The 19,624-nt window shown below is 50.9% G+C and carries 13 protein-coding genes and 1 pseudogene; 9 read left to right on the top strand and 5 right to left on the bottom strand.

Features of this window, described 5'->3' with window-relative positions; genetic code table 11:
* Positions 1–24 precede the first annotated feature (24 nt).
* The 5 genes from RT120_RS16200 (at position 25) to lldD (ending at position 10,183) form a co-directional block, all read left to right on the top strand.
* Entirely contained in the window at positions 25–387 is a 363-nt protein-coding gene (locus tag RT120_RS16200; protein WP_312984184.1) for a YibL family ribosome-associated protein, read from the top strand.
* Between the two features lie 281 nt (positions 388–668).
* Positions 669–6,233 carry a DUF3320 domain-containing protein gene (locus tag RT120_RS16195; RefSeq protein WP_312984182.1) on the top strand — a complete coding sequence of 1,855 codons (5,565 nt, stop codon included), beginning with the start codon at positions 669–671 and terminating at the stop codon, positions 6,231–6,233.
* Between the two features lie 307 nt (positions 6,234–6,540).
* A complete protein-coding gene (lldP, locus tag RT120_RS16190) occupies positions 6,541–8,196 on the top strand; it encodes an L-lactate permease (RefSeq protein WP_312984180.1) in 1,656 nt (551 codons plus the stop codon).
* The gene (lldR, locus tag RT120_RS16185) at positions 8,193–8,975 is read left to right on the top strand and encodes a transcriptional regulator LldR (protein ID WP_312984178.1); all 783 of its coding nucleotides are present in this window, start codon (positions 8,193–8,195) and stop codon (positions 8,973–8,975) included. Before lldP ends, lldR begins: the two co-directional genes overlap by 4 nt.
* Positions 8,975–10,183, top strand: a complete 1,209-nt coding sequence (lldD, locus tag RT120_RS16180; RefSeq protein WP_144132048.1) for an FMN-dependent L-lactate dehydrogenase LldD — start codon at positions 8,975–8,977, stop codon at positions 10,181–10,183. Before lldR ends, lldD begins: the two co-directional genes overlap by 1 nt.
* 282 nt (positions 10,184–10,465) lie before the next feature.
* Here the strand turns inward: lldD and RT120_RS16175 are convergent, their stop codons facing one another.
* Both RT120_RS16175 and yiiM read right to left on the bottom strand, forming a co-directional pair.
* Positions 10,466–11,851, bottom strand: a complete 1,386-nt coding sequence (locus RT120_RS16175; protein ID WP_312984176.1) for a Fic family protein — start codon at positions 11,849–11,851, stop codon at positions 10,466–10,468.
* An 80-nt stretch (positions 11,852–11,931) separates the two neighbouring features.
* The gene (yiiM, locus tag RT120_RS16170) at positions 11,932–12,621 is read right to left on the bottom strand and encodes a 6-hydroxyaminopurine reductase (RefSeq protein ID WP_312984174.1); all 690 of its coding nucleotides are present in this window, start codon (positions 12,619–12,621) and stop codon (positions 11,932–11,934) included.
* Between the two features lie 236 nt (positions 12,622–12,857).
* Here yiiM and RT120_RS16165 point away from each other — a divergent pair, with 236 nt between their 5' ends.
* Both RT120_RS16165 and RT120_RS16160 read left to right on the top strand, forming a co-directional pair.
* Entirely contained in the window at positions 12,858–13,571 is a 714-nt protein-coding gene (locus RT120_RS16165; protein WP_312984173.1) for a hypothetical protein, read from the top strand.
* A 156-nt stretch (positions 13,572–13,727) separates the two neighbouring features.
* Positions 13,728–13,955, top strand: a pseudogene (locus tag RT120_RS16160) (type VI secretion system tube protein Hcp); the annotation flags it as partial.
* Positions 13,956–14,153: 198 nt separating this feature from the next.
* Here RT120_RS16160 and sodA read toward each other — a convergent pair.
* Complete coding sequence (gene sodA / locus RT120_RS16155; RefSeq protein ID WP_312984171.1) at positions 14,154–14,771, bottom strand: superoxide dismutase [Mn]; 618 nt, start codon at positions 14,769–14,771, stop codon at positions 14,154–14,156.
* A gap of 284 nt (positions 14,772–15,055) precedes the next feature.
* On the opposite strand from sodA, the gene RT120_RS16150 reads away from it, so the two are divergent.
* Positions 15,056–16,477 carry an L-fucose/L-arabinose isomerase family protein gene (locus tag RT120_RS16150; RefSeq protein ID WP_312984169.1) on the top strand — a complete coding sequence of 474 codons (1,422 nt, stop codon included), beginning with the start codon at positions 15,056–15,058 and terminating at the stop codon, positions 16,475–16,477.
* A gap of 197 nt (positions 16,478–16,674) precedes the next feature.
* Positions 16,675–17,709: an L-rhamnose/proton symporter RhaT gene (gene rhaT, locus RT120_RS16145; protein ID WP_312984168.1), complete on the top strand. Its 1,035-nt coding sequence runs from the start codon at positions 16,675–16,677 to the stop codon at positions 17,707–17,709.
* Here rhaT and rhaR read toward each other — a convergent pair.
* Positions 17,706–18,569 (bottom strand): HTH-type transcriptional activator RhaR, encoded by an 864-nt coding sequence (gene rhaR, locus RT120_RS16140; RefSeq protein WP_312984167.1) that lies wholly within the window; start codon positions 18,567–18,569, stop codon positions 17,706–17,708. The two genes, rhaT and rhaR, sit on opposite strands and share 4 nt — an antisense overlap.
* Before the next feature lie 136 nt (positions 18,570–18,705).
* Positions 18,706–19,542, bottom strand: a complete 837-nt coding sequence (gene rhaS / locus RT120_RS16135; protein ID WP_312984165.1) for an HTH-type transcriptional activator RhaS — start codon at positions 19,540–19,542, stop codon at positions 18,706–18,708.
* Between the last annotated feature and the right edge of the window lie 82 nt (positions 19,543–19,624).

The raw sequence follows: 19,624 nt of genomic DNA, 5'->3' as shown, positions 1-19,624 counted from the left end.
ATTCCCATTATTTGAGTCTGCATCATGAAAGAAGTCGAAAAAAACGAGATTAAACGTCTGAGCGATCGTCTGGACGCCATTCGCCATCAGCAAGCGGGCCTGTCGCTGGTTGAGCACGCCGAAAAATACGCCGAGCTGGAAAAAGAAAAAGAAACCCTCGAAACGGAAATCACCCGTCTGCACGGCGTGGTCAGCCAGAAGCTCAGCAAAGAAGCGCAGAAGCTGATGGACATGCCGTTTAAGCGCGCCATCACTAAAAAAGAGCAGGCCGATATGGGCAAGCTGAAAAAAAGCGTGCGCGGTATCGTGGTGGTTCACCCGATGACGGCGCTAGGCCGTGAAATGGGTCTGAAAGAAATGACTGGATTTGCGAATAGCGCGTTTTAATTCTCGCCGACAGTACACTTTGCTAACAAAAACACGTCAACTTCAGCCCGATATATTTACAAAAAAAATATATCGGGTCTAACCTATTCATTATCACCGCTCTTATTCTAAATAAATAGGATTTCCTTAACCCATAAGTAAAACGCTGGTTCACAATTTGTTTTCACAGGCGTAAAGTAGAATCTCTTCTCTTCTATTATTGAATTAAGACACAGCCAGTTTAAGGAAACGCATACGTTTCTTTGGGTGTAATGTGTGTTATTACATTAGGTTAAAAACTTATGAATTCTACTGAAAAATCAACCTTCCAGAATAGCGCTTTATCATTAGACCAAAAACTTGAAAAAGCACGTTCCGAACTGCTTGACCTTGGTGCCAGAAACAGGCTGCTAAACATACCCAGATCAAAAAACTCACGTTTTTTGGAAATCATAGATGAGCGGTCAGAACAAATTTATCAATTATTAGTTTCTGAGAAGAAGACTTTTACATTTTTACACGGCAAAGCAGGTAAAGATGAAGATGATTCGGAGGAAACCACTAATGAAGAAAAAGATTTTGTATATCATTATGATGATAATGATACTGAAATAAAAACCCAGCACCTGGATACAAAACTACAGACCCGGTTGACACCGAAAGGGCTGCAAAGCCGTTTACTTGATCTGTACCATGACGCAAAAACACTTGAAGAAGAACAAGGCGTCAACATTCTGTATCTCACTTTGGGTACTTTAAAGTGGATTGATCCAGCTAATAAAGAAAATATCCGTTATGCCCCCCTGATACTGATACCTGTCAATCTGGAGCGCGGTAATGCGGGTGAAAGATTTAAAATCAAGTTACGCGCTGATGATATTATACCCAATCTATCTCTTGAAGCATTTCTGGATCGTGTTCATCATATTTCTCTACCTGAAATGCAACAAAATGAAAATGATGAAATAAATATTACGGAGTATATTGAATCTGTTCGTCAGGCTATATCTTTAAAAACAGATTGGGAAGTTAAAGCAAACGATATTATTTTGGGATTATTTTCTTTTTCAAAATTTCTTATGTATCGCGATCTTGATCCTTCAAACTGGCCAGATGAGGAGGCCCTTACCTCAAACTATCTTATCAGGTCATTAATGGAGGATGGATTTGAAGAAAATAACGATCTTATCTCTGAAGACAGCCCTATCGATCCCATTATCTTACCAAAAGATATGTTGCATATTATGGACAGCGACAGTTCGCAAACGCTGGCTATTCATGAAGTACGCAACGGTAAAAACTTAGTTATTCAGGGTCCTCCAGGTACAGGTAAATCACAAACAATCGCTAACATCATTGCTTCGGCCATTGCTGATGGAAAAACCATTCTGTTTGTTGCCGAGAAAATGGCAGCACTTGAGGTTGTCAAACGGCGGCTCGATCAGTCAGGCGTAGGTGACGCATGTCTGGAATTACACAGTAACAAAGCAAACAAACGTATGTTGTTGGAGGAATTAAAAAGAGTGTGGGAGTTAGGATCACCTCGTGGTGAGTATCCAAACGAGCTGATTGAAAATCTTACTGAAACACGTGATTCATTAAACGATCACCCCGCTCGTTTACATAAAATTTATTCACCTTCTGGCTTAACACCCTATCAGGTTATTGGGCAACTTGTGCGGTTACGGCAGGCAGGTCAATCACCTGGCGATTTTAACCTTCATCATTTCGAGGAATGGACCAATAACGATCTGATTAAACGCCTGAGTCTTGCTAAAGAACTGATTGAAAGAGTTGAAGATATCGGCTTACCAAAAAATCACCCTTGGTATGGCGTTGGACGTGAGGAAATTTTACCGGGTGAAATTGATCGGCTACTTGTCAAAATTACTAATGTCAAAAATCAATTAAATGAATTTTATACGTTAATTACATTAACGGCTCAACGTATTGGTTTAACGCCAGAGCCTGTATTTTTTGAAGATACCGAAAATTTGGTTTCAGTTGCTCAAAACATCAAAAAAGCACCCATTTTTAATGAGACAGCTTTAACATCAACCGTATGGTCAACCTCTCTGAATGAAATTAAGGCATTGATTACCCTGGGCTGTGATTATCAGCAATGCTTTAGTGCTATAGAAGATCAAATTTATATTGAACAAATTGACATGCCTTTATTAGAGCTTCGCGATGAATTGAAGACGATACCCGGTGACTTTCTACCTGACGGTTATGCAGCCTCGAGAAGATTATCAACACTTTTACCCAAAGTTCAGTCAGAAGCCATTCGTCTTGCAAAAGAGCTGGGTACACAAGCTGCCTATTTTTCTCCTCAGGAAATTAAACAGCTCATTGAACTAAGCTTACGCGTAGCTGATGCGCCAGAAGCAAGCCCGGAAGCTTTTATTGCCTCTGTTTGGGAACATGGTGTTGAACAAGCAGGAGAGATAGTTGATTCAATAAGCAAGTTAAAAGCACTTCGGGAAAAAGTAGAACCTCATATTTTTGAGGTTGCCTGGGATGCTGAACTTACTCAAATTCGTCAAAGCCTGGCTGTTCATACCGGTATATTTCGCTTTGCCAATGGCGAATGGCGGCGAGCGCGTGCTGTCTCTCGTTCCCTTCTAAAGGATTCTGCACAACCGATTCCACAACAAATCGCATTACTGGATGATTTGATTCAAGCGCAATCCTTACGGCAGAAAATTATCAGTCTCGATGATTTCGGTAATAAAGCATTCGGACCACACTGGCGTGGTGAAAGCAGTGACAGTGATTTTCTGAAAGGGCTTGTTGAATGGATGGCGACATTAAAAGATGTTGGCGCAGAGGCACGTATGCTCGCGAGCCGACTTTCCGATCGCGAAACGATCAAACATCTTGGCCTCCAACTTATGCAGTTACTAGAGCAGGCAGGGTTTGAGCTTAATACGCTGTGGAAATCTTTTGGTACTACTCCTGAAAAATGGTTCGACAACCATTATTCAATCCAGCGAGTTCCTCTTAGCTACGCTGAAGCTATCGTTCAGAAATTAATGCGTATTGATACCGGTTCTCACAAGCTGATGGTTACGCCTGCCGATCAGGCAAGCGAAAGACTGACGCTTGTTGAAGCGGTAATTAGCCTTCAAAACCAAAAGGAAAAAATAAATTCCTACAGCGATTTAGCCTGTGCAGCGTTTGGGGATTGTTGGTTAGCAAGCCAGTCTGATTGGCAAGTATTGTTGGCTGGCAGCCAGTGGATTGAAAAATATGGAGAGCTTCGTTTTATTACCGCCACAATTCCAGACCGTGACGAGTTGGTAGAAACAACAGCGCAATTATCTGCCATGGATATCAAAATTAGAGAAATGCTGGCAGATATCGCCATGGATTTGGCCTCAAATGTAGAGGCTATTTTCAATTCCAGTTCTCATACCTCTCTAAGGATTGATGAAGTAAAAAATAAGCTGGCTTCCTGGTTGGTCAACGCTGAACAGCTTTCAAAATGGGTATCCTGGCAACACAGACGTACTCAAGCGAATCAACAAGGTCTGGCTGAGGTAACAGAACGATTAGAAGATGGACGCCTTTCTCTGTCCCAATGTTATTCTTCTGTAGAATATGCTTACTATGAGTCGCTCTTCAGAGTAATGGCAGAACAAACCCCTTCACTCGCTCGTTTTGATGGCGAATTACATACTCGCAAAGTACAACAATTCGCGGAACTGGATCGCAGACGAATAAAATCATCAAGCTTTGAAGTCGCACGAGCCCATCATAGAAAAATCCCTTCTAAAACGGGAGCGGCTGGGCCAGTTGGTGTTTTACGCGCGGAAATGGCAAGGAAACGTGGCCATATGCCAATTAGACAATTAATGCTCAGAGCTGGGCCAGCAATTCAGGCATTAAAGCCGGTCATGATGATGAGCCCGCTTTCCGTCGCTCAATTTTTAATTCCCGGTAAGCAAAAGTTCGATTTATTGGTAATGGATGAAGCGAGCCAAATTCAGCCTGTTGATGCTATTGGTGCGATTGCTCGCTGTCAGCAAGTTGTAGTCGTGGGTGATGAACGACAACTGCCGCCAACCAGTTTCTTCTCACGAATGACTGAAGCCAGCAATGATGATGAAGATGACTCAACACAGGTCGCGGATATCGAAAGCATTCTGGGCCTGTTTGTCGCCAGAGGATTACCACAACGTATGCTGCGCTGGCACTATCGCAGCCGACATCAGTCACTCATTGCAGTGTCAAATAGCCAATTTTATGAGAACAAACTCTTTATTGTTCCCAGTCCTTATACACAAGAAGCAGGCATGGGGTTACGTTTCCATCATATTACAGACGGCGTTTTTGAATCAGGAGCAAGTAACTCAAACCCTATTGAAGCAAAACGGGTTGCTACTGCCATTATTGAGCATATTCAAACACACCCGGAGTTATCGCTGGGTGTCGCGACGTTTTCGGTTTCACAACGCAAAGCGATTCAGGACGAGCTGGAATTACTGCGTCGGTTAAATCCCCAATACGAAGACTTTTTCCATGCTCACCCTGGGGAGCCCTTCTTTATCAAAAACTTAGAAAACATTCAGGGTGATGAGCGCGATGTCATTATGATTTCTGTCGGTTATGCACGTAATACCCAGGGATATTTGGCGATGCGATTTGGCCCATTAGGTTCGCAAGGAGGAGAGCGACGTCTTAATGTACTGATTAGCCGCGCTAAACGCCGCTGTGAAGTCTTTGCATCTATTACTGATGAGGATATTAACCTTGAACGTGCTAAAGGGGTTGGTGTTCACGCATTTAAACTCTTCTTGCAATATGCCCGTACAGGGCGCCTGGCCATGGCTACACCGTCAGGAAGACCAATGGATAGCGTATTTGAAGAACAGGTCGCCCAGGCGTTGCAAAGTAAAGGCTATCAGGTCCATCCGCAGGTCGGTATTGCCGGTTTCTTTATCGATCTTGCGATTGCCGATCCGGATATGCCGGGCCGTTATCTGCTGGGCATTGAATGTGATGGAAGTGCCTATCATTCATCGCGTTCAGCACGCGAGCGCGACAGGCTTCGCCAGGCTGTACTGGAAGATCATGGTTGGATCATTCATCGCATATGGAGTACCGACTGGTTTCAACGCCCGGATGAACAATTACAGCGCGTTATCACTGCCATTGAAAATGCTAAAACAGAACTAAACCAGCGCGATGAGCAACGCATCAGCGCCAGACGGGCGGTTCCTGTTGAAATCGTCAGAGTTGAAGACGAAGAATTTATCGGAATTGGGCTCAACACATCTGCCCCTTCGGTTGATCAAATAAATGAATACCAGGAAGCGCAACCGGAAATGAATCCCTGTTATGCATTGCATGAAATGCCATCCGGTCTTTTGGCTGAGCTGATTGAAAAAATCGTTTTGCAGGAATCGCCTATTCATAGTAGTGAGGTCATAACTCGTCTAAGGACGGCATGGGGTCTACAACGTGCAGGTGCAAGAATTGAAACTACAGTGAATAACGCAGCGGCCATAGCTTGCCGTAAAGGAAAGGTTTATCACGACGGTGATTTCTTATTGCATCGTGATGCAAAACTTCTCTGTCGCAACAGACAAAACGTCACTTCAGCGGGTCTTCGTAAGCCCGAAATGATCTCTCCTCTGGAAATAGCTTCTGGCATTACTGAGGTTGTGAAAATTAATCTGGGTGCAACAGAAGATGAAATAATCACCGCCATCTCCCGAATGCTTGGCTTCAGGTCAACCAGCAGCACCCTTAAGCGTATCATTTCGGATGTTATCGCCCAGCAGATTCAGGATGGTCCGTTAATTCAGCGTGACGAACTTATTGTGGCAAATGAACCCAATGAAATCGAACAGGTAATTTGAGATATGTTTTTTCCCCTCTCAATTTCTGAGAGGGGAAATCCGCGCATATCTTCCCCGCGAAATTACAAATCTACGACTCCCCGCGCCTCTAAGTGGCCCAACCAATTCGCAAAAATTTCCCCTCAAAAATCACAAACCCACAAAATACCCGTTACCACCACATTGCATACAAGCAACATTTGGTTAACCATTCATCGACACCAACCCTACATCACACTATTGGTAGGACCACTTTTACAAATGACGTGACGCAAAGCAGAGCGGAGACTCGTTGCGTAGGCGAATTTGCGGTCCTCGGGAGAATTGCATGAGCCTCTGGCAACAAAACTACGATCCGGCTGGTAACATTTGGTTTTCCAGTCTTATCGCATCGTTACCAATCCTGTTTTTCTTCTTCGCGCTGATTAAGCTGAAGCTGAAAGGCTATGTCGCCGCTTCCTGGACCGTGGCGATCGCGCTGGCAGTTGCGCTGTTTTTCTACGATATGCCTGCGGATAACGCCTTCGCGTCAGTGATCTATGGCTTCTTCTACGGCCTGTGGCCGATTGCCTGGATCATCATCGCGGCGGTGTTTGTATACAAAATTTCGGTGAAAACCGGGCAGTTCGACATCATCCGGTCATCAATACTGTCGATTACCCCGGACCAACGTCTGCAAATGTTGATTGTTGGTTTCTGCTTCGGTGCCTTCCTCGAAGGGGCCGCCGGGTTCGGCGCGCCGGTGGCAATTACCGCCGCCCTGCTGGTGGGCCTCGGCTTCAACCCGCTGTACGCCGCCGGGCTGTGCCTGATTGTTAACACCGCGCCGGTAGCGTTTGGCGCGATGGGCATCCCGATTCTGGTGGCAGGCCAGGTGACCGGTCTGGATAGCTTTGAAATCGGCCAGATGGTGGGCCGCCAGCTGCCGTTCCTGACTATCATCGTGCTGTTCTGGATCATGGGCATTATGGACGGCTGGCGCGGCATCAAAGAGACCTGGCCTGCGGTAATGGTCGCGGGCGGCTCCTTCGCTATCGCCCAGTACCTCAGCTCCAACTTTATCGGGCCGGAACTGCCGGACATTATCTCCTCGCTGGTTTCGCTGGTGTGCCTGACGCTGTTCCTGAAGCGCTGGCAGCCGACGCGTATCTTCCGCTTCGGCGATATGGGCGCATCGGTGGTCGATCAAACGCTGGCCCGCAAAAACTACACGGCTCGCCAGGTGGTTCGCGCGTGGTCACCGTTCCTGTTCCTCACCGCGACCGTCACGCTGTGGAGTATTCCGCCGTTTAAAGCGCTGTTCGCCCCTGGCGGCGCGCTGTACGACATGGTGATTAATGTTTCCGTACCGTACCTGGACAAACTGGTGGCGCGTATGCCGCCGGTCGTGAACGCCGCCACGCCGTATGCGGCGGTGTACAAATTCGACTGGTTCTCCGCCACCGGCACCGCGATCCTGTTCGCCGGGCTGATCTCCATTGTCTGGCTGAAAATGAAACCCACTGCCGCCATCAAAACCTTCGGCGAAACGCTGAAAGAACTGGCGCTGCCGATCTACTCCATCGGGATGGTGCTGGCCTTTGCCTTTATCTCCAACTATTCGGGCCTGTCATCTACGCTTGCTTTAGCGCTGGCGCATACGGGTTCGGCGTTTACCTTCTTCTCGCCGTTCCTCGGCTGGCTGGGGGTATTCCTGACCGGGTCAGACACCTCGTCTAACGCCCTGTTCGCCGCGCTCCAGGCCACTGCCGCCCAGCAGATTGGCGTATCGGATGTGCTGATGGTCGCCGCTAACACCACCGGCGGGGTAACCGGCAAAATGATTTCGCCGCAGTCCATCGCCATCGCCTGCGCCGCGGTAGGGCTGGTGGGCAAAGAATCGGACCTGTTCCGCTTCACCGTGAAACACAGCCTGATTTTCACCTGCATGGTGGGCGTGATCACCACGCTTCAGGCCTATGTCTTAACCTGGATGATTCCATGACGATAACCACGCTGCGCCTGGCTGACCAACTGGTCGAGCGTATTCAGGCGCTAATCGCGGACCAGCAACTCGACGGCGGGATGCGCCTGCCGTCCGAGCGCCAACTGGCGGTGATCCTCGGCGTCTCGCGCAACAGCGTGCGCGAGGCGATACAGATTTTGATTCGCGAAGGCACGCTGGTCAGCCGCCGTGGGGGCGGCACCTTTGTGCGCTATCAGCTTGAGCCGTGGTCGGAACAACGCATCGTCCAGCCGATAAAAACGTTGCTGGCGGACGATCCGGGTTATCGCTATGACATTCTCGAAGCCCGCCACGCCATTGAGGCCAGCACCGCCTGGCACGCGGCGTTGCGCGCCACCGAAGCGGATAAAGAGAAACTGCGCTACTGCTTCGACGCCACGCTGAAATTCACCGAGCGTGACGACCCGGATCTCGCCGCCCAGGCCGACGTACGATTCCACCTGGCCGTGGCGGAGGCGTCGCACAACGTGGTGCTGCTGCAGACCATGCGCGGCTTTTTCGATCTGCTGCAATCCTCGGTGATGCAGAGCCGCCAGCGCATGTACCTCGAACCGCCAATTTTTTCACAGCTCACCGAACAGCACCGCGAGGTGCTGGACGCCATTTTAGCCGGAGATGCCGAGCGGGCGCGCAAAGCCGTCACGCAACACCTCGGCTTTGTCCATTCCACCATTAAACGTCTTGACGAAGATGTGGCGCGCCAGGCGCGAGTCACCCGCCTGCCCGACATCGATGACAATTCCAGGGAGAACGAATGATGATTATTTCCGCCGCAAGCGACTACCGCGCCGCCGCTCAACGTATCCTGCCGCCGTTCCTGTTTCACTACATCGACGGCGGGGCCTATGCCGAATATACCCTGCGCCGCAACGTGGAAGACCTTTCTCAGGTGGCCCTGCGCCAGCGGGTGCTGAAAAATATGTCCGACCTGAGCCTCGAAACGAAACTGTTCGACGAAACCCTGTCGATGCCGGTCGCGCTCGCGCCGGTCGGGCTGTGCGGCATGTACGCGCGGCGCGGCGAAGTGCAGGCGGCGAAAGCTGCGGATGCCAAAGGCATTCCGTTTACGCTGTCCACCGTTTCGGTCTGCCCGATTGAAGAGGTCGCGCCGAAAATTCAGCGCCCGATGTGGTTCCAACTGTATGTCCTGCGCGATCGCGGATTTATGCGTAACGCCCTGGAGCGCGCCAAAGCGGCGGGCTGTTCAACGCTGGTGTTTACCGTCGATATGCCGACCCCAGGTGCGCGTTATCGCGACGCCCACTCCGGGATGAGCGGTGCCAACGCGGCGATGCGCCGTTACTGGCAGGCGGCAACCCACCCGCAATGGGCGTGGGACGTGGGCCTGCACGGTCGTCCGCATGATTTAGGCAACATCTCGGCTTATCTCGGCAAGCCCACCGGGCTGGAAGATTACATCGGCTGGCTGGCCAATAACTTCGACCCGTCGATCTCCTGGAAAGACCTGGAGTGGATCCGCGAATTCTGGGATGGCCCGATGGTGATTAAAGGCATTCTCGACCCAGAGGACGCTAAAGACGCAGTGCGCTTCGGCGCGGATGGAATTGTTGTTTCTAACCACGGCGGCCGCCAGTTGGACGGCGTACTCTCCTCGGCGCGCGCGCTGCCTGCCATTGCCGACGCGGTGAAAGGCGATATCGCTATTCTCGCCGACAGCGGCATTCGCAGCGGGCTGGATGTGGTGCGAATGATCGCCCTGGGCGCAGATACCGTGCTGCTGGGCCGCGCGTATCTTTACGCGCTGGCGACCCACGGCCAGGCGGGCGTGGCGAATCTGCTGAATCTGATTGAGAAAGAGATGCGGGTCGCGATGACCCTGACCGGCGCGAAATCGATTAAAGAAATTAGCCGGGATTCACTGGTGCCGGACCCGGAGTTTACCTCGGTGTTGGCGTCGTTGCCGGCTTCAAGCGCCAGCGTGTCGAAGCGCGTGGATGCGGCGTAAACCGGGACTGCCCTCAGGGATGAGGGCGGATAGACTTCATTAATCCAATTGCATATCAAAAAACTCTATATTCATCCGAGAATAAGCCATATTCATCAGTCAAAATATTAAGATAATTGATAGCCTCTTGCTGAAAGTCGCACTTTTTGCAGCGGGGGATATTTTCAGATGAGTTTGACAATATCAGGCCATTGTCTCTCGATTTTTTAGCCAGTTCAGGTGCAACGGTAGTTAATTTTTGAGATCGTTGAAAATGAGTCATTAAGTATACTGCCTTTATTTCTACCAGTCCTGAGCAGACGCGGTTTTATCGTTTTTCCCGCGCCACTTTTTGAGTTCATACAAATTACGTGGTGAAAGATAGACGTTGCCTTTCCCCTCTTTCATCGCTTTCATCAGGCCCAGCGCAGTGAGTTTCTTTAAATCCTCGCGGGCCGTATTTTCTGATACGCCCATCCGGGCACAAACCTCCGCAGCGGTAAACAAAATGCCGGGTTGATTAATGGCGATAGCCGCTAAATCGCGCTGACGGGCGTTAATCTGGCTGAAAATCCCTGAGTCATATAACCAGGCGCGCAACTCAACGCGGGTATGAATAAACTGTTGAATATAATCAAGGTACTCCTGCACGGCGCGCGACACGATCTCGCACTGATAATTAACGAAATAGGTTAAATCCATCTCATCCGTTTCGGAGTAAAGATAGGCGCGAACATATTTGGCTGGCGCGTTTTTTAGCAATTTCGAAATTGAGATATAGCGGAACGCGGTATAGCCGCATTTCAACATATACCAGTAAAACAGCGCCCTGGCGGTTCTGCCATTACCGTCTTTAAAAGGATGCAGATAGCCAATCATAAAATGAATAATGCAGGCTTTTACCAGCGGATGAAGATAGGTTTCATCTTCTGCGGTTTCGTGGGGCATATTGATAAAAGCGCATAGACGTTCCAGCGCTTCTGGCAACCTGTCCGCGTCAGGAGGCGTATGGATCACATTACCCTGATGATCGGCGACGACAACATTATCGCTCACCGTTCTGAGCTGCCCGGGGAGGTATTTATCGTCGCTGATCCCCTCAATAGCCACCCGGTGCAGCGTCTGTATTTCCTCTACGCTAAACGGCGCATCGCCCCGCCCCGAGACATATTTCATCATGCGGAAATTCCCCATGATCATTTTCTCGCCTTCGTCGCGCGGCATGCGCCCAACTTTAAGCATTTCCAACGCCACCCGGCTGGTTGTAGCCGCGCCTTCCAGCTGACTGGAGGCAATGGCCTCGGCCAGCGTTAACTCATCCATTAAATAATCCGCCGCGTCGAATTTTTCATAGCGTTCGGTTTCTGCAGCGGATGAGGTTAAACGGTCAACGACAGAACAAGATTTCTGGATCAGCGCGGTAACGTTAATCCTCGGTATACAGTACCTTGCTGACGGATTGCTGGTGCGCATGTGCAACAAGGGAAGTTGCGTGGCTGAAATACGGCGCGCCATAACAATATGCTGCCAAAGAGAAAGCAGTTTTTCCGGGTCGCGAATGCGGCGCTTGAGTTGATCGTAATGCAAGTACGGCGTGCCTTTCAGGCGGTATTCCACCAGATAATCCATGATGAATTCTGGCGTCATCCCGCTAAGGGGTAATCGTTGCGGCGGTGGAGTAACCTTCACGCTTCACCTCAAAATCGGCTGAAATTGAGGTGATGATGGGCTTAAAACGATAACTTAACAAGCGAAAGGCTAAAAAAACATCACCCCGCTGGCTTCGCACTTCCCCACAACCGGCGCGAATAATCCTCAATTTGCCCTGAAATACGCCTTTTTTGCATCGTTCGGGTCCAGCTTACCGATAGCCCTGCTGCGCTTAGCAGGCGGTGATACTGTTCATCATCAAACGGCATATGCCAGGCGATGGCGGCGGCATCGCGGATGCTGACGTCACTGGTGCGCGACGCCAGTTCCAGCGGCGCGTCGGCGCTGACGGTGCCGCCCTGGATCACGCGGTATAGCCAGCCGGTGCGCGCGGTTTGCTGCATCAGCAATGACAAATCGCTGATGGCAAAATGGAAGTTAACTTTGAAGCACGGCGAGCGCGGCTGGGTGACCTGGATCAGCGCCTCACCCCATCGGAAAATATCACCGATATAGACGTTGTCCTCGGTTAGCCCGACGGTAGAAATATTTTCGCCAAATGCCGGGGCGACAAACCGATCCGCCTGCGCCGGGAATTCACGCGTCCACTGGGCGTAATGCTCGCGGGGATAGTGGCATAGCGCGCGATCAGGTCCCCCGTGGATCACTTTTTCCGCCTGCTGATCGCCTTCCAGACCCAGATCGGTCAGGGTTAACGCACCTTCGACCTGAACCTTGGCGATGGCGCTGGGGCGGCTTCCGGGGTAATCACGCACCAGGCCGATGTAAATGTCTGCGGGATAATGCATCTGCTGCTCCTTATGCGGATACAAAAAAAGCGAGCCTCAGGCTCGCTCTATTAATGCAATATTGCAAGCTTATTTTTAGTGGCATACGTTAAAAATAGTTCTTACTCACTTTCTAATTCATTAAGGCGAATTTGAGATGAGGAAAAATGATAAAATCTGATTTTGGTAAATATTTTTATTAACATAAAATACAGGCGTACAATACTGTCAGTTTTCATTATTCGTAAGGATATAGTATGCAAGCATCCGATTATTTAAGGATAAAATATCAGGCCGACAGGCAAATAGCTTTAACGACTCAAAATGCAATTGGGGGAGTTTTACATTCGGCAAAAGGGGTTGCATCTGATATTTATGCCGATATTGAACGGGCCAGTTGGTATTCATCGTACTTTATACCGCAATACAATGATGTTTGCCAGGAGCTCAAGTCCGAAGAAATACGCTCGCTCTATTCTATCGAGTCTATATATCGTCATCGGGATGTTATTGCATACATGCTTTATTTGTATTTCAAAATGGTATGTGATGATGTTGAGAAAGGCAATTCCGAAGGATCGGCTCGTAAATTGATCAAAAAGATGGCAGGTGTGGCCTCCCATATGAATGTTGCTGGAGGGACGCGGTATGCTTTTGCGGCAGCAGCTTCTGTTGCGCTTTCTCAGTCTGGCTTCATGTCTAAAATCGTTGTTGAACGTTTATCGGCTAAACTCCCTCAAGCGGTTTTTGCGCTTCAGTTCTATGGGATTCAACAAAAATGCGCCCTTGCTGCCCGATACCTTAAAGTTATGGATCCCGAATATTATTGGGTTCTGTATCAGGAAAAGCTTGAAATGCTTTATTATTTTATCGAGCCGATGCTTTCTGAAATTATTAAAAAAGTGAAATCAAAAATCTTCTCGAACCTTAATCAATTGACAGATTTCATACAAGGCAACTTTGATGTTTAAAAGTTTAATAACGCTATTATTAGAAAGCGTGGTTTTCCCCGCGTTAGTAATAGCTTTTGCTCTGTTATGGTTCCATCTATTCCCAGACCATTGTCTGCTATTAACATTGATTACGGTTATTGTTTTGATTTGGCTTTTTCCACGCTTTACCTCAAAGCGATAATAAAAATGTATATGATTACAGATGCAGGGATGGAGAGAGAATATTTCAACCTCATTCTGGGAAATGTGAAACTCACGTCGATTACGCCTGATCTTTACCCCGGAGCATCTACAGGCATGCATCTTGAAACTGTTCTACTGCGCTACGAGAAAATTACATGGAAACACTGCGACGGCAATATCATTTATACCGATGAATGGAATCATCGAGCCGTTTATTAAAAAATCAGAACAGAAATGAGTTAACTATGAGAGTGTAAGTCGCTTCTATAGGCGAAGGTATATTTTGATCCAGCCACTTGCCGGAATTCAGGTTAAGCAGGCTATTAGCATGATAAAAGAAGCGGTGGGCATTTCATTTGTGAAGAAAAAAACGCCTGATGTAATACATCAGGCGTTTTAAAGTAAACCTGACAGGAATTACTTAGCGGCAAAACGTGCAGCAGCTTCGTCCCAGTTCACCACTTCCCAGAAGGCTTTGATGTAGTCAGGACGTTTGTTCTGATATTTCAGGTAGTAAGCGTGTTCCCACACGTCCAGGCCCAGAATAGGGAAGCCGGATGCGCCAGAGATGGCTTCGCCCATCAGCGGGCTGTCCTGGTTTGCGGTAGACACCACAGCCAGTTTGTCGCCCTGCAGCACCAGCCACGCCCAGCCGGAGCCGAAGCGCGTTGCCGCCGCTTTCTCAAAATCTTCTTTGAATTTTTCCACGGAACCGAAATCGCGTTCGATAGCCGCTTTCAGGTCGCCCTGCAGCGTGGTGCCGGTTTTCAGGCCTTTCCAGAACAGGCTGTGGTTCGCGTGGCCGCCTGCGTTGTTGCGCAGTACGGTTTTCTTGTCAGCCGGAACCTGATCCAGTTTAGCGATCAGTTCTTCTACCGGCAGGTTAGCGAATTCAGGCAGAGACTCCAGCGCTGCGTTAGCGTTGTTGACGTAGGTCTGGTGGTGTTTGGTGTGATGGATTTCCATCGTTTGCTTATCGAAATGCGGTTCCAGGGCGTCATAAGCGTAAGGCAGGGATGGCAGTGTATAGCTCATTTTTCATCTCCATTATTGTCGGGCGGCAAACGGACTTTTCAGAACCGGTGTGTTAACGCCGCGTAATCAGTGGGATCATTATAGTTAATTAAATGATATTGAAAATGTTTATCAATGCCGCATTTATTATAAGGTTATTCACAACAGGAATAAGTCAGTTTGCGAGGCGCTTCACAGCGATAACGGTTTTTCTGCCAGGTACTTGCCGGGATGGCAAAAATACGAAGGTAGCTGCCGGGTAAACGGGCCATAGTCGATGCTCCTCATGTTCCCTGGAGCAAAAAATGACGATAAATATCGCACTTTTTGGGATTGGCCTGGACACTTACTGGCCGCAATTTAGTGGGCTCGAACAGCGTCTGACGGATTATCTGTCGCGCATCCACCAGCGCCTTTCCTCCCCTGAACGTCACATCATTAACGGCGGCCTGATCGATAACGTCGCCAAAGCCGACGCCTTCGCTGCCGAAATTAACAACCAGCCGGTTGACGCGATCTGCCTCTATATCAGCACCTACGCTCTCAGCGCCACGGTGCTGCCGCTGGTGCAGCGCCTCAACAAGCCGGTGATTATTCTGGCGCTTCAGCCGGAACCCGGCCTGCCTTACGCCGCGATCCGCGCCCTCGCCGATCGCGGTGCCCGCACCGGGGAATGGCTGGCCCATTGCCAGGCATGCAGCGCGCCGGAACTGGCGAACGTGTTTAACCGCGCGGGTATTCGTTATCAGCTGTTAGTTGGCGCGCTGGAAGACGATGACACCGTCTGGCAGGAGGCCGACGCCTGGCTTAACGCGGTAAAAGTGAAGCGAGCGCTGGCGGCTGCACAGGTAGGCGTGCTGGGACATTACTACGATGGCATGGTCGATGTTTACAGCAACATGACCAATCTGTCGGCCCGGCTCGGCGTGCGCTTTAAGCCGCTGGAGATGTGCGAGGTGGCGGAGTACCGGGAAAACGTCACGCTGGCGCAAACCCAGGCCAAATGGCAGGAGCTGGAACAGGCGATGCATATCGATCCGGCCTGCGAGCAAGCAGAGCTCGATCGCGCGGTGCAAACCGCCTGCGCGCTGGATGCCCTGGTGGAAAATAACCAGCTGGCGGCGCTGGCCTATTACTACGAAGGACGCAACGGCAACGCCTATGAGAATATCATTACTTCAGTGATCATGGGAACGACGCTGCTCACCGGGCGCGGCATCCCGGTGGCGGGCGAGTACGAAATCAAAAACGTGCTGGCGATGAAAATCATGCAACTGCTGGGCGCGGGCGGTTCGTTCTCGGAACCTTACGGGATCGAATTCCACGATGATGTGGTGCTGTGGGGCCACGACGGCCCGGCGCATCCGCTGATGGCGGACGGCGAGGTGCGTCTGGTGCCGCTGCCGGTGTATCACGGTAAACCCGGTAAGGGCGTGTCGATCCAAATGACGGTCAAACCCGGTCCGGTAACGTTTTTATCGGTGGTGGAAGACGCGGATAACCGCGTGATCCTGCAATATGCCGAAGGCGAGGCCGTGGCGGGTGAGACACTGGATATCGGCAATACCAATAGCCGTTACCGCTTCCCCGTCAGCGCCCGGGATTTTACCACCCGCTGGAGCCTCGGTGGCCCATCGCACCACTGCGCGATTGGCATCGGCCATCAGGGCGCATTGCTGGAAAAACTCGCCTGGCTGCTGGCCATTCCGGCGGTGAAAATCGCCTGATCCTCCCTCCTCCCGGCTGCTGCCGGGAGGAGAAAATTCGAACTGTGATCCCGGTCTTACCCACCCGCTGTTTTTTGCCATTTATGATGTGTGCGCGGCAGTTGCCCGAAGGTAGCCCTATTCCTGTATCCCTAAACTCGTCGTCATTGGGGGTGTGCTCGAACCCCTGGCCATTCGACAAAATGAGGAATTAAAGAATGAGTAACGCAATAACGATGGGGATCCTCTGGCACCTTATTGGCGCGGCCAGCGCCGCCTGTTTTTACGCTCCTTTTAAGCAGGTAAAAAACTGGTCATGGGAAACCATGTGGTCAGTGGGCGGGATAGTGTCGTGGATTGTTCTGCCCTGGGCGGTCAGCGCCGCGCTGCTGCCTGATTTCTGGTCCTACTACGGTTCGTTCAGCACTTCCACGCTGTTGCCGGTATTCCTGTTCGGCGCGATGTGGGGCATCGGCAACATCAACTACGGCCTGACCATGCGCTATCTGGGCATGTCGATGGGCATCGGGATCGCCATCGGCATCACCTTAATTGTCGGCACCCTGATGACGCCAATTCTGAACGGCAAATTCGGCGTACTGGTGGGCACTCCCGGTGGGCAAATGACGCTGCTTGGCGTGTTTGTGGCGCTGATTGGCGTCGGGATCGTCACCCGCGCAGGCCAATTGAAAGAGCGCCAGATGGGCATCAAAGCCGAGGAGTTCAACCTCAAGAAAGGGCTGATTCTGGCAGTAATGTGCGGCATTTTCTCCGCCGGGATGTCCTTTGCGATGGATGCGGCGAAGCCGATGCATGAAGCCGCAGCGGCGTTAGGCGTCGATCCGCTGTATGTCGCCCTCCCGAGCTACGTGGTGATTATGGGTGGCGGCGCGGTGATTAACCTCGGCTTCTGCTTTATCCGCCTGGCCAAAGTGCAGAACCTGTCGGTCCGCGCCGACTTCTCGCTGGCTAAGCCGCTAATTATCAGCAACGTGCTGTTCTCAATGCTGGCCGGCTTGATGTGGTACTTGCAGTTCTTCTTCTACGCCTGGGGCCACGCCAAAATCCCGGCGCAGTACGACTACATGAGCTGGATGCTGCACATGAGCTTCTATGTGCTGTGCGGCGGCCTGGTCGGGTTGATTATGAAAGAGTGGAAATCGGCGGGACGCCGTCCGGTGGGCGTACTGAGCGTCGGCTGCGTGGTGATTATCATCGCCGCCAACATCGTTGGGCTGGGCATGGCGAGCTAACCCTCCCGCACACCCTCGCGTTTTAACCATTCATGACACTGCTGACGCCACAACCGTGGCGTCACGCCCGTTTCACGGGTAAACACCACCGAAAAGTAGTTGCTGTCCTCAAAGCCGCAGCGCGAGGCAATATCGCCAATCAGCATATCGGTACGGCGCAACAAATATTGCGCCTGGCAAATGCGCAGTTGGCGCAGATAGTGATTAATGGTCATCCCGGTTTGCTGGCGAAAGCGCTGGCGCAGCGGGCGTTCCTGCGCTTGATGATGCAGGCAAAACGTCTGGAAATCGAAGGCGTTATTCACGCTATTGTCCAGCGCGGCAATCAATAGATCTAACACTTCCCCCTGGCCCGGCGCACCGGTGCTGTCGGGCTGATAGCGATGGCGGCGCAGCGTAATGCACAGTTGCAGAAACAGGCTTTCGCTCAGGGTACGTGACAGCGCGTCGTCTTTCGGGCTTTCATGTTCGAGCTGGCTGATGATTTGCCGCGCCTGGGCGATACCCTGGCTGTTCAGCCGCCAGCGCGGGCTATCTGCCTGCGGTTTCAGCAGCGTATCCCAGTCCACATTGAGCGTGAGCCGTTCCGGGCAGTAGATAATGTTGTGCAGCACCAGATCGTTGACTGACTCATAGCTGTGGCGATCTTCCGCCTTGATATAAAACAGATCGCCGCAGGTGATGCGCCACGGGCGATCGTTCAGCACGTGTAAGCCATTACCGCGCCATACCATCACCAGTTCGCAAAAATCGTGGGTGTGTTCAGCGAACACGTTTTGCGGATAACGGTCCGCTACCGCCACTGGCTGCATGGGGGAGGCGAAAAAATCGGCTTTTTTGAGGATCAACTGAGCGGCCAATATTTGCCCCCGGAGTGAGTCAGAATGGAAGTACGTAAGTCACCCGCCGCGCAGCCTGTCAGGGCGTCGCAGCGGGCCTGGTCGCAATCGGAAATTATTGAATTTCCCGAGACAAAAAACGGTGATGTTGTTCGCGTTACTGGAGTTGGCGATCGCGGCCCTGGCGAATATCGCGTGGAGAGAAACAAAACTCTCGCTTAAACAGGGTGGAAAAGTGGTTACTGTCGCCGAAACCGCACTGATACGCGATATCCGTGACGCTCTCCTCGCTATGGCGCAGCAAATGGCGCGCGCGCATTAAACGCAGCCGATTCAGATAACGTTGGGGCGTTAAACCGGTTTGCTGCTTAAGCTGGCGATGCAGGGTACGTAGCGACAGGTCAAACTGCCCGGCCAGGGTCTCCCAACAAACTTCGCTGGAAAAGTGCTCCTCAAGCCAACCGATCATCATATTTAGCCGGTTATCCGCGCCAGCGGACTGGTCGGCCAGGCTGCCTTTGCGGATCTGGATCAGCAACTGCATAAACAGAATTTCACGCTGGGCCAGGCTATGGGTGTCGCTGGCATTTCCTAATACTTCCAGATCTGCCAGGAGATTTTTCACCTGCGCCAGCACTTGTGCCGGAACGCGCCAGTGGGAAGGATAAATACCGTCCTGCTCCTGAGGCAGCAGTTTATCCAGCCCGGCAAGGAAGCTGAACGCGTCGGGCGCGCGATAGAGAACATTGGTCAGGCACAGGTTCTCGGTGTGTTCGAACAGGTGTCTGTCGTGATCGCGCACAAAGCACACCGAACCACCGCTCAGGGTATAGGGCTGGCCGTTAAAGATGTGCGCGCCGGTGCCGTGTTCGACAATAACAATCTCATAAAAATCATGGTGATGTTCCGGGAATGCCGACTGCGGCAAGCGAGGCTCAATCGCCACGGTCGCGGCGCTACACGGGAAAAAATCGCTGCATGTTAAGACGGTCATTTTCACCTCCCACCAATGAAATTTCGCTTGATAGTAGATAACCGCCCCACGCCGTACCTTAACTTTTCGACGCTAAACGGCG

The organism is Atlantibacter sp., assembly GCF_032062175.1.
GTDB lineage: Bacteria > Pseudomonadota > Gammaproteobacteria > Enterobacterales > Enterobacteriaceae > Atlantibacter.
The sequence above is the reverse complement of the archived record's forward strand: the minus strand, read 5'-3'. Positions and strand labels throughout refer to the sequence as shown.